General features: G+C 38.8%; 14 protein-coding genes. 12 read left to right on the forward strand and 2 right to left on the reverse strand.

Features of this window, described 5'->3' with window-relative positions; translation table 11 throughout:
• Positions 1-552, reverse strand: coding sequence for a TetR/AcrR family transcriptional regulator (locus HMPREF2634_RS07205; RefSeq protein WP_021001885.1), 552 nt, complete (start codon positions 550-552; stop codon positions 1-3).
• A 133-nt stretch (positions 553-685) separates the two neighbouring features.
• Between HMPREF2634_RS07205 and HMPREF2634_RS07210 the strand changes: the two genes are divergently transcribed.
• The 4 genes from HMPREF2634_RS07210 (at position 686) to HMPREF2634_RS07225 (ending at position 6,208) form a co-directional block, all read left to right on the forward strand.
• Positions 686-1,387: an ABC transporter ATP-binding protein gene (locus HMPREF2634_RS07210; RefSeq protein WP_070836430.1), complete on the forward strand. Its 702-nt coding sequence runs from the start codon at positions 686-688 to the stop codon at positions 1,385-1,387.
• Positions 1,388-1,401: 14 nt separating this feature from the next.
• A complete protein-coding gene (locus tag HMPREF2634_RS07215; protein WP_021001884.1) occupies positions 1,402-4,767 on the forward strand; it encodes an FtsX-like permease family protein in 3,366 nt (1,121 codons plus the stop codon).
• A 90-nt stretch (positions 4,768-4,857) separates the two neighbouring features.
• Entirely contained in the window at positions 4,858-5,700 is an 843-nt protein-coding gene (locus HMPREF2634_RS07220) for a metallophosphoesterase family protein (RefSeq protein WP_021001883.1), read from the forward strand.
• 58 nt (positions 5,701-5,758) lie between these two features.
• The gene (locus HMPREF2634_RS07225; protein ID WP_021001882.1) at positions 5,759-6,208 is read left to right on the forward strand and encodes an Rrf2 family transcriptional regulator; all 450 of its coding nucleotides are present in this window, start codon (positions 5,759-5,761) and stop codon (positions 6,206-6,208) included.
• 32 nt (positions 6,209-6,240) lie between these two features.
• On the opposite strand, the gene HMPREF2634_RS07230 is transcribed toward HMPREF2634_RS07225, so the two are convergent.
• A complete protein-coding gene (locus HMPREF2634_RS07230; RefSeq protein WP_003023885.1) occupies positions 6,241-7,017 on the reverse strand; it encodes a glycyl-radical enzyme activating protein in 777 nt (258 codons plus the stop codon).
• 132 nt (positions 7,018-7,149) lie between these two features.
• On the opposite strand from HMPREF2634_RS07230, the gene HMPREF2634_RS07235 reads away from it, so the two are divergent.
• From HMPREF2634_RS07235 to HMPREF2634_RS07270, 8 genes are all read left to right on the forward strand, one after another.
• Complete coding sequence (locus HMPREF2634_RS07235; RefSeq protein WP_003028982.1) at positions 7,150-7,893, forward strand: DeoR/GlpR family DNA-binding transcription regulator; 744 nt, start codon at positions 7,150-7,152, stop codon at positions 7,891-7,893.
• A gap of 18 nt (positions 7,894-7,911) precedes the next feature.
• The gene (locus HMPREF2634_RS07240) at positions 7,912-8,874 is read left to right on the forward strand and encodes a sugar-binding transcriptional regulator (RefSeq protein ID WP_057489723.1); all 963 of its coding nucleotides are present in this window, start codon (positions 7,912-7,914) and stop codon (positions 8,872-8,874) included.
• 244 nt (positions 8,875-9,118) lie between these two features.
• Complete coding sequence (locus tag HMPREF2634_RS07245; protein WP_003023891.1) at positions 9,119-9,442, forward strand: PTS lactose/cellobiose transporter subunit IIA; 324 nt, start codon at positions 9,119-9,121, stop codon at positions 9,440-9,442.
• A gap of 20 nt (positions 9,443-9,462) precedes the next feature.
• Positions 9,463-9,783 (forward strand): PTS sugar transporter subunit IIB, encoded by a 321-nt coding sequence (locus tag HMPREF2634_RS07250; protein WP_021001880.1) that lies wholly within the window; start codon positions 9,463-9,465, stop codon positions 9,781-9,783.
• 2 nt (positions 9,784-9,785) lie between these two features.
• Positions 9,786-11,087, forward strand: coding sequence for a PTS sugar transporter subunit IIC (locus HMPREF2634_RS07255; protein WP_003032486.1), 1,302 nt, complete (start codon positions 9,786-9,788; stop codon positions 11,085-11,087).
• 167 nt (positions 11,088-11,254) lie between these two features.
• Positions 11,255-13,696 (forward strand): glycyl radical protein, encoded by a 2,442-nt coding sequence (locus tag HMPREF2634_RS07260; RefSeq protein ID WP_021001879.1) that lies wholly within the window; start codon positions 11,255-11,257, stop codon positions 13,694-13,696.
• A 14-nt stretch (positions 13,697-13,710) separates the two neighbouring features.
• A complete protein-coding gene (locus tag HMPREF2634_RS07265) occupies positions 13,711-14,379 on the forward strand; it encodes a fructose-6-phosphate aldolase (protein WP_021001878.1) in 669 nt (222 codons plus the stop codon).
• A gap of 30 nt (positions 14,380-14,409) precedes the next feature.
• Entirely contained in the window at positions 14,410-15,498 is a 1,089-nt protein-coding gene (locus tag HMPREF2634_RS07270; protein ID WP_021001877.1) for a glycerol dehydrogenase, read from the forward strand.
• Positions 15,499-15,648: the final 150 nt, after the last annotated feature.

Consider the following 15,648-nt stretch of genomic DNA (forward strand, 5'->3'; position numbering starts at 1 on the left):
TCATTGCCAAGCGTCATAATCAAAGGTTTGTAAAATCGTATCGGTCATTTCTTCAGGTGTTTCTTTAACTCCACTTGAAATCCAAAGTGAGATAATGCCCTCTACACTAGATAGAAAAACTTCAAGCGCATATTTTTCAGAAATGGTGAAATTTTCTTTTAAAAAGTATTCGGTTTGAAGTCTGTGCTGTTCGTTCGTTAAAATGCTAAGCATAAACTCACGGATTGTTTCACGGAAATTGAGGTAATGACTTTGAGAAACGGCATAAATCAGGTCATGGTTTTGTTGGAGATAGCTTAGATTGGCAATGAGTAGGTCGCGCGTGTTTGTCGTTTCTTCAAAATTTTTGCGCAATTGGGCGATAATTTCTCCTTTTAGCGTTTCGATTAAATCGTATTTATCAAGATAGTGAAGGTAAAAAGTTCCACGATTGATACCTGCCCGCTGGCAGAGTTTACTAACGGAAATTGTTTCAAATTTTTCTTCTAACAAGAGTTGAATGAGAGCTTCTCTGATGTGTTGTTTAGTTGATGTTTGCCGATTTTGCATCATAATACTCCTTAAATGAACACTCTGTTGATGATTGATGATTGCCTTTATGTTAAGTCTATTTTATAATAAAGATAGGATCTAATCAACAGCTTGTTTATTTAATTGGACATGGAAACTGAAAGAGGAAAAGACGATGGCTTATATTGAAATGAAGCATAGTTACAAACGATATCAAATGGGAGACACAGAAATTATTGCCAACAATGATATCTCTTTGGACATCGAAAAAGGAGAATTGGTCATCATTCTTGGAGCTTCTGGTGCTGGAAAATCGACGATTCTGAACATTCTTGGTGGAATGGATAGTAATGACGAGGGAGATGTCCTGATTGATGGGCAAAATATAGCGCATTACAACGCTTATCAACTGACAGACTATCGGAGAAATGATGTTGGTTTCGTCTTTCAATTTTATAATTTAGTTCCTAATCTGACGGCGTTAGAAAATGTTGAGCTGGCTTCGGAAATTGTTCAAGATGCACAGGATGCAGCAGAGGCGTTAGCAGCAGTTGGTTTGGGAAATCGGCTGCATAATTTTCCTGCTCAATTATCTGGCGGCGAGCAGCAACGGGTTTCCATTGCGCGTGCCGTGGCAAAAAATCCTAAAATTTTGCTTTGTGATGAACCAACAGGTGCGCTAGATTATAAAACAGGTAAGCAAGTACTGCAAATCCTTCAAGATATGTCGCGCAAGCAAGGTGCGACAGTGATTATCGTGACTCACAATGGTGCGTTAGCTCCGATTGCAGACCGCGTGATTCGTATGCATGATGCACGGATTCAGTCCGTCACTTTGAATGAACATCCTCAAGATATCGCAAGTCTAGAGTATTAGTGAGGAGTGGTGATATGAAAAAATCCATTCTAAATAAGGATATCTGGCTCTCTTTTCGTCAGTCCAAAGGACGCTTTCTGTCCATTATGTTTTTGATGATGTTAGGTTCTTTTGCGCTAGTAGGACTGAAAGCAGCCAGTCCAGACATTGAAAATTCAGCCAATCGTTATCTTTCACAGATGAAAATGATGGATTTGGCAGTGATGTCAGACTATGGTGTTAGCAAAGCTGACCAAAAAGAACTGAATACAATCCCAAATGCACAGGTAGAATATGGTTATTTTACAGATACGGTGATTGGCGATAGTTCAACTTCTGTTCGAGTTTTTTCTCAGACAACTAATATTTCTAAGTTCAAGCTTGTCTCAGGTCATTTTCCAACCAAGGAAAATCAAGTGGCTTTGGCTAGTTTTTATCAAGGAAAATACAAGATTGGCGATAGCATTACTTTAAACGAGGAAGGAACCAATGAGTATGCTTTGAAGCAGCATACCTTTACGGTGACGGGATTCGTCAATTCAAGTGAATTGGCTTCGACGATTTCTCTTGGCAATTCTAACTCAGGGAGTGGGACCTTATCTGCTTATGCAGTGGTGATGCCAAAAACATTTCAAAGTTCAGTCTATACAGTTGCTCGTTTGAAGTATGACGATTTAAAAACACTTAATTCTTTTGGAGATTCCTATCGAAAAAAGGTAAAACAGTATGAAAATGAGCTGGAAAAGCTAGTGGCTGATAATGGGAAAAATCGTTTATCAGAGATAAAAAAACAAGCACAGACAAAAATTGCGGAAGGCGAAGCAAAAATTCGAACTTCTCAACAAGTATTGGCAGATGTCAGACAGCAACTAAGGACTGCGCAGGACCAAATTGATCAAAAAAGAGCAGATTTAGAGGCTGCTCAAGGTCAGATAACTGAAAAAGAAAGCTTGCTGGCGCAAGGAGCTGCTCAAATTGCACAGGCTGAACAAACTTTAGCAAGCTCAAAAGCAAAATTGGATACAGCCACTGCTCAACTTTCTTCAGGTTGGGCACAATTGAACCAAATGAAAACCCAATTAGATCAGGCAGCTAGTCAGTTGTCTGCTGCAAAAGAAAATGTAACAAATACTCAAGCTACATTAGCCATAGCGCAGGCGGAATTGGAAAAAGGTCAAGTTCAATTAGCAGCAGCTAAAGTGGATTTGCAGACCAAAATAGCTGCGCTACAAGCACAAGGAATTGATCCAGCAACAGTGCCTGAAATTGTGGCAGCACAAACTCAACTAGCACAAGAAGAAGCAAAATTAAATCTTGTCCGTACAGAACTGGAGCAAAAGCAGGCTGAATTTCAAACTGGACTGTCGCAGTACAAAAGCCAAGAAGCGCTTTATCAAGCAGGACTTGCCCAATACCAATCTGCAGCTGAGGCATTGAATGCGAAACAAGCTGAATATGATGCAGGCTTGGCTCAATATCAAAGTGGTCAGGCAACCTTAAAAAATAAACAAGCTGACTACCAAGCAGGTCAAGTCCGATTAGCACAAGCAAAACAACAAATCGCAGACGGTCAGGCACAATTGGACCAAGCTCAGGCAACATTGAACGATAAAAAAACTGAATACGAAAAGCAAAAGAAAGATGCTGAAACAAAAATAAAAAATGGGCAAGCAGACATTCAAAAGGCAAAAGATGAAGTAGCTGGTTTGTCTGTACCAACCTACCGTGTGTATACACGTCGGACATTTCCAGGAGCTGACGAGTACACAACAACGGGGAATCGTGCTTATGGCATCTCAGCTGTAGGGAATGCTTTCCCGATTGTACTGTATCTGGTAGCTGCCCTTGTAACGGTAACGACAATGACGCGTTTTGTCAGCGAAGAACGCACAAATGCAGGTGTTTTAAAAGCTTTGGGTTATCGGAACCAAGATGTCGTTAAGAAATTTGTCGTCTATGGCTTGGTTTCAAGTTTGTTAGGTACAGTAATGGGAAGTTTGTTAGGTACTTATTTCTTACCCTACATCTTAGGGAAAACGATTTTTAAGACATCAACTTATCCAGCTTTGCGATTAAACTTTTATTGGGAAATCAGTCTCATTGCTCTCGTGTGCTCGGTCTTGTGTGGCGTTGTACCAGCCCTTTATATTGCTCACAAAGAATTGAAAGAAAAACCATCTCAATTATTGTTGCCCAAGGCACCTACCAAAGGCTCAAAAATCTTGCTAGAGCGGATTGACTTCATCTGGCGTCGGCTTAGCTTTACGCAAAAAGTGACGGCTCGAAATATCTTTCGTTACAAGCAAAGAATGCTGATGACCATTTTTGGTGTGGCAGGCTCCGTCGCCCTCTTATTTGCCGGTTTGGGGATGTCTTCTTCCATGGAAGGTATGGGAAATCGGCAGTATGGAGAAATTATCAAATACGATGCGGTCATTTCGCAAAAACATCATCTCAAATCAGACGAGCAAGCAGCAATCAATCATTTATTAGCAGATAAAAAAATAGCTAAAAAACGCGGTATTTATCAAGAAACATTTACCAAAAAAATCAAGGGTGCTAAAGATGAACAGTCTCTCGCGTTATTTGTGACAACAGGCAAGGATTTTCATCATTTCATAGAGTTATATGATAGTCAAAGCAAAGCGAGCTTGAACTTGTCTTCGCATGGAGCGGTCATTTCTCAGAAATTAGCAACCATTATGCATGTTTCTGTTGGAGATACTTTTGAGGTGACATCCGATGAAGGAAAACGCTATAAAATCAAAGTTTCTGGTATCACTGAAATGTACGCAGGGCATTTTATCTTTATGAATCAGGACTATTATCAAACGGTATTTGCTCGTAAGTTCCAAGAAAATGCTTATCTGATAAAATTGAAAGATTCCTCTAGCAAAAATGTGCAGGATACCGCAGCAGCCTTCATGAAATTAACTGGTGTGCGAGCAGTCGTACAAAATACGGGGATTTTGGAACAAATTGATGTCATTGTCAAATCTCTTGGCTTTGTAATGCAGATTTTAACTGTTGCCTCTATTTTACTAGCCATTGTGATTCTTTATAATTTGATGAATATCAATGTTGCAGAGCGGATTCGAGAATTATCAACGATTAAAGTATTGGGATTTCATAATAAAGAAGTCACGCTTTACATTTATCGAGAGACCATTCTTTTGTCTGTTATTGGTATTATTGTAGGCTTGTTTTTAGGAAATATTTTACATCGCTCCCTTTTAGAGACGATTGCCCCAGACGCCTTTCTTCTCAATCCGGCAGTATCGGTGTTTGTATATCTTGTACCAGTCTTTTCTATCATCATGATTTTGATTGTCTTAGGCTTTATGGTCAATGCAATATTGAGGCGTATTGACATGTTGGAAGCGTTGAAGTCGGTAGATTGATGAGGCAGTAAAACTTTCACTCAAACTTGGGAGTGGAAGTTTTTTCTTGGTTTGTTATAATATTTTATAAAGGACAGATGAAACGGTACAATGAAACGAAAAATTGCTTTATTATCAGATATTCATGGAAATGTAACGGCATTAGAAGCTGTTTTGGCGGACGCTAAAAAGGAACAGGTGACCGATTACTGGTTTTTGGGAGATTTATTGGCACCGGGAACGGGTCGAAGGAAGATTCTCGACTTAATGGCTACTTTACCAATCAGTCTCCAAGTGCGGGGAAATTGGGAGGATAGCATTTGGAATGCCCTTCATGGGAAATTAGATATCAGTCGCCCTAGTCATTTATATATGGTTTGTTTATGCCAGTATCTTTTGGAAGAAGTCACACCTGAAGAACTGAACCGATTGCATGAATTGCCTTTGCAGCTTTTGACAAAAGTTGGCGATTTAGAAATTGCTGTGACTCATCATTTGCCAGATAAAAATTGGGGACGAGAGTTGATTCATATTGGTCAACAAGAGAATTTTGATCGTCTGTTTGAAGGTAACAATTGTGCCATTGCCATTTATGGTCATATTCATCAGCAATTTCTTCGTTATGCGACGGGGGGACAGATGATTATCAATCCGGGATCTATCGGTCAGCCGTTTTTTCTAGATGCTTGTTTGCGAAAGGATCTGCGAGCTCAGTATGCTATTTTAAAAATTGATGAACAGGGATTAGCAGATGTCGATTTTCGACGAGTGGCTTATGATGTAAATAAAGAACTGGAAATGGCGAGAATATTGAAGTTGCCTTATTATGAAGTGTATTACGAAAGTTTAGTCAATGGAATTCATCATACGCATAATCATGATTTACTTCGGGCGATTAGTGAGCGAGAAGATTATGTTGCACATCTCAAGGAGTTTTTAAGAAGTAACACTTGAAGTTACAACATAAATAAAGTATACTAGTAATAGAATCAGCAAATGAAAGGAGTTTTACATGCAAATTTCGAGTCGTTTCACCATTGCCACGCACATGCTGACTGTTATAGCACTAGAATGTCAAGAACATAAGGTAACTAGTGATTTTTTAGCTGATAGCGTTGGAGTAAATCCTGTCATTATTCGCAAGACATTATCACAGTTGAAAAGCGCAGGCTTGATTTCCGTTGCGCGTGGAACGGGCGGAGCTATCATCAGGAAAGATTTAAAAGACATTACCCTTTTAGATGTCTATCAAGCAGTAGAAAGTCTAGGCAAATCTGGGCAACTCTTTAGCTTTCATGAACATCCCAATCCGTCTTGTCCCATTGGCAGAAATATTCATTTCGTTTTAGATGATAAATTATCAGAAATTCAAGTAGCAATGGAAAAAGAACTGAGTAAAACCAGCCTTGCAGATGTCGTTGCATCTGCCCAAGAAAAGATAAAAAAACAATCCATTTCGTAAGAAATGGATTGTTTTTTGGAGAAAAAGAGGATCTAAAAATAACAGTTGATTTCATAATCAAGAAAAACTTGCTGATAATCATAGAGGTCTTCCGGATGTAGAGCTTGCACATTTTCCATTTCATAAGAACGTTTTAGTAATTTATATTTATTTTCACCGAATTGATGAAAAGGTAAGAGTTGTACTTGGTCAATAGATAATTTTTTAAATAAAATAGCAAATTGTTCGGCATCTTCTAGAGAGTCATTAAAGCTAGGGATAACAGGAATACGCAGGACAATGGTTTTTTGTTGCGAAAAAGCATAATGAATATTTTTGATAATTAGTTCATTTTTGACCCCTGTGACTTTGCGGTGATTGATGGTGTTGTAATGTTTTAAGTCAGTATAGATAAAATCTACATACTGGAGCAAATCAACGAATTTGTTATGATCTACAAAGGCTGTCGTTTCAATCGCTGTATGGATACCTTTTTCTTTGGCAGCTTTAAGGATTGCTTTGGCAAATTCAAACTGAGCAAAGATTTCTCCACCAGACAAAGTCAGGCCCCCACCTGATTCTTCATAAAATTCTCTATCTTTGAGAACTTCTTTGATAATCTCTTCAACGCTTTTTTCCTCTCCCATGGTGATAGTCTTTTTGCTAGAAGCGTCTAACATGGGCTCAGGTTTAAATTTCTGAGATTCTGGATTGGCACACCAAGGACAGCGTAAGGGACAGCCTTTTAGAAAAACAGTTGTCCGAATTCCTGGTCCGTCGTGAATACTAAAATGTTGAATATTAAAGATGATTCCTTTTTCTGCACTCATGATGTACACTCTTTTCTTGCTTATTTTCTTTTATTATATCAAACAAACGAAAGAAAAACAATTACGAATGAAACTATTTTTTATTTTATTTATTCCTTAAATTCTGTTAAAATAAAGAATGAGGTGAATAAGATGGAACGTTTAGATGAAATCGTTAAGCTCGTTTCGGAGTTTGAAAAAATTGATGTTAATACTTTATCTGATAAATTAAAAGTCTCTAAAGTAACGATTCGGAAAGATTTGGATAAGCTGGAAATGAAAGGCTTGCTTCATCGGGAGCACGGTTATGCGGTCTTAAATAGTGGTGATGACTTGAATGTCCGGCTTTCTTTTCATTATGATACCAAGCGAAAGATAGCACAAGAAGCGGCAAAAATTGTTGCAGACAATGAAACGATTATCATTGAATCTGGTTCAACTTGTGCTCTGTTAGCTGAAGAAATCTGTCGTACTAAGAAGAACGTGAAAATTATTACAAATTCTTATTTTATCGCAGACTATGTGAGAAAAGTAGATTCTTGCAAGATTATCTTGCTAGGCGGTGAATTTCAGAACGATTCGCAAGTTACGGTCGGTCCTTTACTTAAGGAAATGATTCAATTTTTCCATGTAGAACATGCTTTTGTAGGGACTGATGGCTATGATGAAGAGCTTGGTTTTACAGGTAAGGATTTAATGCGTAGCGAAGTGGTGCAATATATGTCGGAAGCATCTGATAAAATGATTGTGTTAACAGATTCGAGTAAATTTGATAAAAGAGGGACTGTCAAGCGCTTTGGTTTGAAACAGGTTTCGCAGGTGGTAACCGATCAAGCTATTCCGACAGCCGCGGTTCAACGCTTAAAAGCAGCCAATATCAAATTGACTCTAGTCTGATAAGTAGAGGGAGATAAGATGAAAAGTGAAAGAAAAAGGCTATTAGCTAAGATTGCTTATCTTTATTATGTAGAGGAGAAAAGTCAGGCAGAAATTGCAGCAGAGACAGGGATTTATCGGACAACTGTGAGTCGTATGCTGGCTGAAGCTAAAAAGGAAGGCATTGTCAAAATCGAGATTGAAGCCTTTGATACGCGTTTGTTTCATTTAGAAAATGTAGTGAAAGAGAAGTATGGGTTAAAAGGACTTGAAATCGTAGCAAATCAAGTGGATGATTCACCTTCTGATTTGGAGCAGCGGTTAGCTCAATCAGCGGCAGGAATGCTTCGGGGGATGATTGATGACAATGCTAAAGTTGGATTTTCATGGGGAAAGAGTCTTAGTCTCTTGGTAGAACACTCGGGCAGTCGGCACTTGAATAATGTGCATTTTTTTCCATTGGCTGGCGGACCTAGCCATATTCATGCTCGTTATCATGTTAATACCCTCATTTACAGTATGGCTAATAAATACCATGGGGATTGTCGCTTTATGAATGCGACGATTATACAGGAAGACGAGAGCTTAGCAAAAGGAATTTTATCTTCTAAATATTTTGAGGACTTAAAAAGAAGTTGGCAAGAACTAGATGTGGTTGTTGTTGGTATTGGCGGACAAGTGGATGAAAAGAATCGGCAGTGGTTGGATATGCTGACGGCTGAAGATTTTCGTACAGTGGAAAATGAAGGAGCTGTCGGAGAAATTTGTTGCCGCTTTTTTGATGAAAATGGTGAGTTGGTTGATGAACAGTTGCAAAATCGAACAGTTGCTATTTCTTTAGATTATTTAAAAACAGTTCCTCACAGTCTGGCTTTCGCCTATGGTCGTCAAAAAGCTGCCGCTATTTTGGCGGTTTTACGTGCTGGGTATGTCAACCATTTAGTTACAGATGAAGCAACTATTTTAAAAGTGTTGGAATTGGATAATAGTGCAGTTAATTAGTAGTTTATAAAAGTTCTCCTTTTCCTCATTATTTCATTTTCAAAAGGTCAAGAATAATGATTCTGACCCTTTTTATTTTACTTGATAAGCACAAATGTGCGATAAATATAAAAAAGAGAATTTGTTCAGTGATATATTGACGGAATAAGAGAAAGATGATAAATTTGAGTTACAAACAAAAATAAAACGCTTTCAAATAAAAGAAAGATATATTTTGTAAATAAAAATAGGAGTAACGTTAAATATGGAAGTGATTGTAGCTGATCAAATCATTATGGGGTTAATCTTGCATGCTGGGGATGCCAAACAGCATATTTACCAAGCTTTGTCATTAGCAAAAAATGGTGAGTTTGAAAAGTGTAATGAATATCTAGAATTGGCAGATCAGGCATTATTAGAAGCTCATAATCTTCAAACGGAGTTTTTGGCACAGGAAGCGGGGGGAACAAAGACAGAAATTACAGCTTTGTTTGTCCACTCTCAGGATCATTTGATGACCAGTATTACAGAAATTAATCTTATCAAGGAAATCATTGACTTGAGAAAAGAATTACAAGTGAAAAAATAAATCATCAGGAGGATGAAGATATGATTAAAATTGGGTTGTTTTGTGCAGCAGGTTTTTCAACAGGAATGTTGGTCAATAATATGAAAATAGCTGCGAAAGAAGCTGATTTAGAGGTTGAGATTGATGCTTATTCTCAGGCCAAGTTAGCAGATTATGCACCAAACTTGGATGTTGCTTTGTTAGGACCACAAGTAGCTTATACTTTGGATAAGTCAGCTGCCATTTGCGAAGAGAACCATATTCCAATTGCGGTCATTCCAATGGCGGACTATGGCATGCTAGATGGTAAAAAAGTATTGAATCTCGCTTTGGGGCTTTTGGAACAAAAACAAGGAGCTTAGTTATGGCTAAAATAGATACTCAAAAAATTATTGCGCCGATTATGAAATTTGTCAATATGCGCGGTATTATTGCCTTAAAGGATGGTATGTTGGCAATTCTGCCCTTGACAGTTGTTGGAAGTATCTTTCTGATTGTAGGACAGTTACCATTTGAAGGCCTCAATCAGGCGATTGCAGGCATTTTTGGAAAAAATTGGACCGAGCCGTTTATGCAGGTTTACTCAGGAACTTTTGCGATTATGGGTTTGATTTCCTGTTTCTCCATAGGATATTCTTATGCTAAAAATAGTGGTGTAGAGCCGTTGCCGGCAGGTGTGTTATCTGTGTCTTCTTTCTTCATTCTTTTAAAATCTTCTTATATTCCAGAAAAAGGTGAAGAAATTACAGACGCAATTGCCAAGATTTGGTTTGGCGGTCAGGGGATTATTGGAGCCATTATTATTGGTTTGGTTGTCGGTAGTATCTATACCATGTTTATTCAAAAACATATTGTTATTAAGATGCCAGAGCAAGTTCCTCAAGCGATCGCCAAGCAATTTGAGGCTATGATTCCAGCTTTTGTGATATTCTTCCTTTCCATGGTAGTCTATATTCTTGCTAAAATGCTGACAAAGGGTGGTACTTTTATCGAAATGATTTACGGTGTGATTCAAGTACCGCTACAAGGATTGACTGGTTCCCTTTACGGTGCAATCGGTATTGCCTTTTTCATCTCTTTCCTATGGTGGTTTGGTGTACACGGACAATCTGTTGTCAATGGTGTAGTGACCGCTCTCTTACTTTCAAATCTGGATGCTAATAAAGCCTTGCTTGCTGCTGGAAAGTTATCTGTTGGAAAAGGTGCTCACATTGTCACTCAGCAATTCTTGGATAGTTTCCTTATTTTGTCTGGTTCTGGTATTACTTTTGGTTTGGTGGTAGCCATGCTCTTTGCAGCTAAGTCTAAACAATACAAAGCACTAGGAAAGGTTGCTGCTTTTCCAGCAATCTTTAATGTCAATGAACCAGTTGTGTTTGGGTTTCCAATTGTTATGAATCCCGTCATGTTCTTGCCTTTTATTCTTGTACCTGTTTTAGCGGCTGTAATTGTTTATGGTTCTATAGCAATTGGCTTTATGCAGCCATTTTCAGGGGTGACCTTGCCATGGAGTACACCAGCTATTATTTCTGGTTTCTTAGTAGCAGGATGGCAGGGTGCTCTCATCCAAGTTGTCATTTTAGCTATGTCCACTCTCATCTATTTCCCATTCTTTAAATTCCAAGACAATCTTGCTTACAGTAATGAACTGAAAGCGGAAGGATAAACTACATTGTATCACTGTAAAGAAATTATTTTAATGTTGATTGAGCACAAATGTGCAAAAAATCTTTAATTTGATAATTGATTATAAATGATTGAATTTTTGCATCTTGCGTGCTACAATAGTTACGAAAGAAATAAAAATAATTTCATAAGAAAGGTTGTGCTGTGATGACTAATGTAAAAGAAATAGAAAAAACGACTATACAAACAAGTTATTTTGGTAGTTTAACGGACCGAATGAACAAGTATCGGGAAGATGTGCTGGACAAGAAACCTTATATTGATGCTGAACGTGCTGTTCTTGCAACAAGAGCTTATCAAGAGCATAAAGAAAAGCCAAATGTTCTGAAGCGTGCTTATATGCTTAAGGAAATTTTGGAAAATATGACGCTTTATATTGAAGATGAGACCATGATTGTTGGAAATCAGGCTTCATCTAATAAAGATGCACCTATTTTCCCAGAGTATACTTTAGAATTTGTACTCAATGAATTAGATCTTTTTGAAAAGCGCGACGGTGATGTTTTCTATATTACAGAGGAAACCAAAGAACAAATCCGGAGCATCGCTCCCTTCTGGGAAAACAATAACCTCCGTGCTAGAGCTGGGGCTTTACTTCCAGAAGAAGTTCAGGTTTATATGGAAACTGGCTTCTTTGGCATGGAAGGAAAGATGAACTCTGGTGATGCTCACTTGGCAGTCAACTATCAAAAATTGCTTCAATATGGTTTGAAAGGTTTTGAAGAAAAAGCTCGGGCAGCTAAGGAGGCCTTGGATTTGACAGATCCGGCTAGTATTGATAAATATCATTTCTATGATTCAATTTTCATTGTAGTGGATGCTGTGAAAGCTTATGCGGATCGTTTTGTCAAATTAGCTCAAGATATGGCAGAGTCTGCAAGCCCAGAGCGCCGTCAGGAATTATTGGAAATTGCTCGAATTTGCTCCAAAGTGCCTTACGAACCAGCGGAAACGTTTGCTGAAGCTATTCAGTCTGTCTGGTTTATCCAGTGTATTTTACAGATTGAGTCTAATGGTCACTCCCTCTCTTATGGGCGCTTTGACCAATACATGTATCCTTATGTTAAGTCGGACTTGGAAGCTGGTCGCGAGACGGAAGAAAGCATTGTCGAACGCTTAACCAATCTTTGGATTAAGACGATTACGATCAATAAAGTACGCAGTCAGGCTCATACTTTCTCATCTGCTGGTAGTCCTTTGTATCAAAATGTGACAATTGGTGGACAAACACGTGATAAAAAAGATGCTGTAAATCCCCTTTCATATCTGGTTTTGAGATCTGTTGCACAGACGCATTTGCCACAGCCGAACTTAACAGTTCGCTACCATGCTGGTCTAGATGCTCGTTTTATGAACGAATGCATAGAAGTTATGAAACTAGGTTTTGGAATGCCTGCTTTCAATAATGACGAGATTATTATTCCGTCCTTTATTGCCAAAGGCGTTTTGGAAGAAGATGCATACGACTACAGTGCTATCGGCTGTGTGGAGACAGCTGTGCCAGGTAAATGGGGTTATCGTTGCACGGGAATGAGCTATATGAATTTTCCTAAGGTGCTTCTCATCACTATGAACGATGGAATTGATCCCGCATCTGGCAAGCGTTTTGCACCAAGCTTTGGTCATTTTAAAGACATGAAGAGCTTTGCTGAGTTGCAAACGGCTTGGGACAAGACTTTGCGCCACTTGACTCGTATGAGTGTCATCGTGGAAAATTCTATCGACCTGTCTCTTGAAAGAGAAGTGCCGGATATCCTCTGCTCAGCTTTGACAGATGATTGTATCGGACGCGGTAAGCATTTGAAAGAGGGGGGAGCTGTCTATGACTATATTTCTGGTCTCCAAGTCGGTATTGCCAATCTATCAGACTCACTAGCAGCAATCAAGAAGCTAGTCTTTGAAGAAGGAAAACTGACTCCAGCTGAACTCTGGCATGCGCTTGAAACGGACTATGCAGGTGAGCGTGGCAAGGAAATTCAAGAGATGTTGATTCATGATGCACCGAAATATGGTAATGATGATGATTATGCGGATAAGCTGGTGACTGATGCTTACGATATTTATGTGGATGAAATCGCTAAATATCCAAATACCCGTTATGGACGCGGTCCAATTGGCGGTATCCGCTACTCAGGAACATCTTCTATTTCAGCCAATGTTGGTCAAGGTCGCGGTACTTTGGCGACACCAGATGGCCGCAATGCAGGGACACCGCTCGCTGAAGGCTGTTCTCCATCTCACAATATGGACAAGAATGGTCCGACTTCTGTATTGAAATCTGTTTCTAAATTGCCGACAGATGAAATCGTTGGGGGGGTTCTGCTCAATCAAAAAGTGAATCCTCAGACCTTGTCTAAGGAAGAAGATAAAATTAAATTGATTGCTTTACTTCGTACGTTCTTTAACCGTTTGCACGGTTATCATATTCAATACAATGTTGTTTCTAGAGAAACCTTGATTGATGCGCAAAAGCATCCTGAAAAACACCGTGATTTGATTGTGCGTGTTGCAGGATATTCGGCATTCTTCAATGTACTCTCAAAAGCAACACAAGATGATATTATCGGACGTACAGAACACACATTATAAAAGAGGTCCAGTTTATGGAATTCATGCTTGATACATTAAATGTAGAAGAAATAAAAAAATGGTCGCAAGTTCTCCCCTTGGCAGGAGTGACTTCTAACCCGACCATCGCTAAAAAAGAGGGAGAGATTGATTTCTTTAAACGTATCCAAGAAGTTAGAGAAATTATTGAGGAAGCTCCTTCCATTCATATTCAGGTTGTTGCCAAAGATTATCAGGGAATTTTAAAAGATGCAGCTGAAATTCGCAAACAGTGTAGTGGAAATGTGTTTGTCAAAGTACCTGTAACCCCTGAAGGTTTAGCCGCTATAAAAGTTTTAAAAGCAGAAGGTTACAAGATTACGGCAACTGCTATTTATACCATTTTCCAAGGTTTATTAGCCATTCAAGCAGGCGCAGATTATTTAGCTCCTTATTATAACCGTATGGAAAATTTGAACATTGATTCAGATGTAGTTATTGGCCAATTGGCAGATGCGATTGCGAAAGAAGGTTCATCTAGCAAAATTTTAGCAGCTTCCTTTAAAAATGTAGGACAAGTCAACAAGGCTTTTGCTGATGGTGCCCATGCTATTACAGCAGGTGCGGATGTCTTTGAAGCAGCTTTTGCTATGCCGTCTATTTCAAAGGCAGTAAATGATTTTGCAGCAGATTGGTCATTCATTCATGGTAAAAAGTACATCTAATCTCCATTTTTGCGTAGGAAGAGGTATTTTATGAGAACTTTTGCAAGCCCTTCTCGCTATATTCAAGGTGAAGATGCCTTATTTGAAAATGTAAAACAGATTTTGAACTTAGGAAACCATCCAGTTTTGCTTTGTGACAACACTGTTTATCAAATTGTAGGAAAGAAGTTCCAATCCTGTCTTACTCGCTATGGACTTCATGTATTGCATGTCAGTTTTAATGGTGAAGCTTCGGATAATGAAATCAATCGGGTAGCTGCTTTAGCTGAAAAAGATGGAGCAGATCTAGTGATTGGTCTTGGTGGTGGAAAAACAATTGACAGTGCTAAGGCAATTGCAGATTTATTGGGAAATCCCGTCGTGATTGCACCGACTATTGCTTCGACAGATGCACCAACATCAGCTCTTTCAGTAATTTATACCGAGGAAGGAGCATTTGAAAAATATATTTTTTACACCAAGAACCCAGATCTTGTTCTAGTAGATTCAAAGGTCATTGCTCAAGCTCCAAAGCGCTTGTTGGCTTCTGGAATTGCAGATGGTTTAGCGACTTGGGTTGAAGCGCGTGCGGTTATGCAGGCAAATGGAGAGACCATGCTGGGACAAAGACAGACTTTAGCAGGCGCAGCTATTGCTCAAAAATGTGAAGAAACTCTTTTTGCAGATGGTTTACAAGCACTGGCTGCTTGTGAGGCGCAGGTGGTAACACCAGCTCTTGAGCATATCATTGAGGCTAATACGCTTCTCAGCGGTGTTGGTTTTGAAAGTGGTGGATTGGCTGCTGCTCATGCCATTCACAATGGATTTACAGCTCTGACTGGTGATATTCATCATCTGACTCATGGAGAAAAAGTAGCTTATGGAACGCTAACACAGCTCTTTCTTGAAAACCGTCCAAAAGAGGAGTTGGAAAAATATATTCGTTTCTATCAGAAAATTGGTATGCCCACGACCTTGGCAGAAATGTATTTAGAAAATGCCAGCTATGATGATTTGCTCAAGGTTGGTAAGCAAGCTACTATTGAAGGTGAAACCATTCATCAGATGCCGTTTAAGATTTCAGCATCTGATATTGCAGGTGCTATCCTAGCAGTCGATCGTTATGTAAACTCCTTATAAAAATAAAAAGAAACAAGTCCGATTAGATTGGACTTGTTTTTTCGTGTAGTGATAGCTAAAAGTTTTAATCAGAAATAATAAACGCCTGATGCACATTGAAAATGTTATAATGATAATAAATGTGAGAAATAAATGCAAACTAGTGGAGTA

Source organism: Streptococcus sp. HMSC034B03, from assembly GCF_001838575.1.
Taxonomy (GTDB): Bacteria; Bacillota; Bacilli; order Lactobacillales; family Streptococcaceae; genus Streptococcus; species Streptococcus anginosus.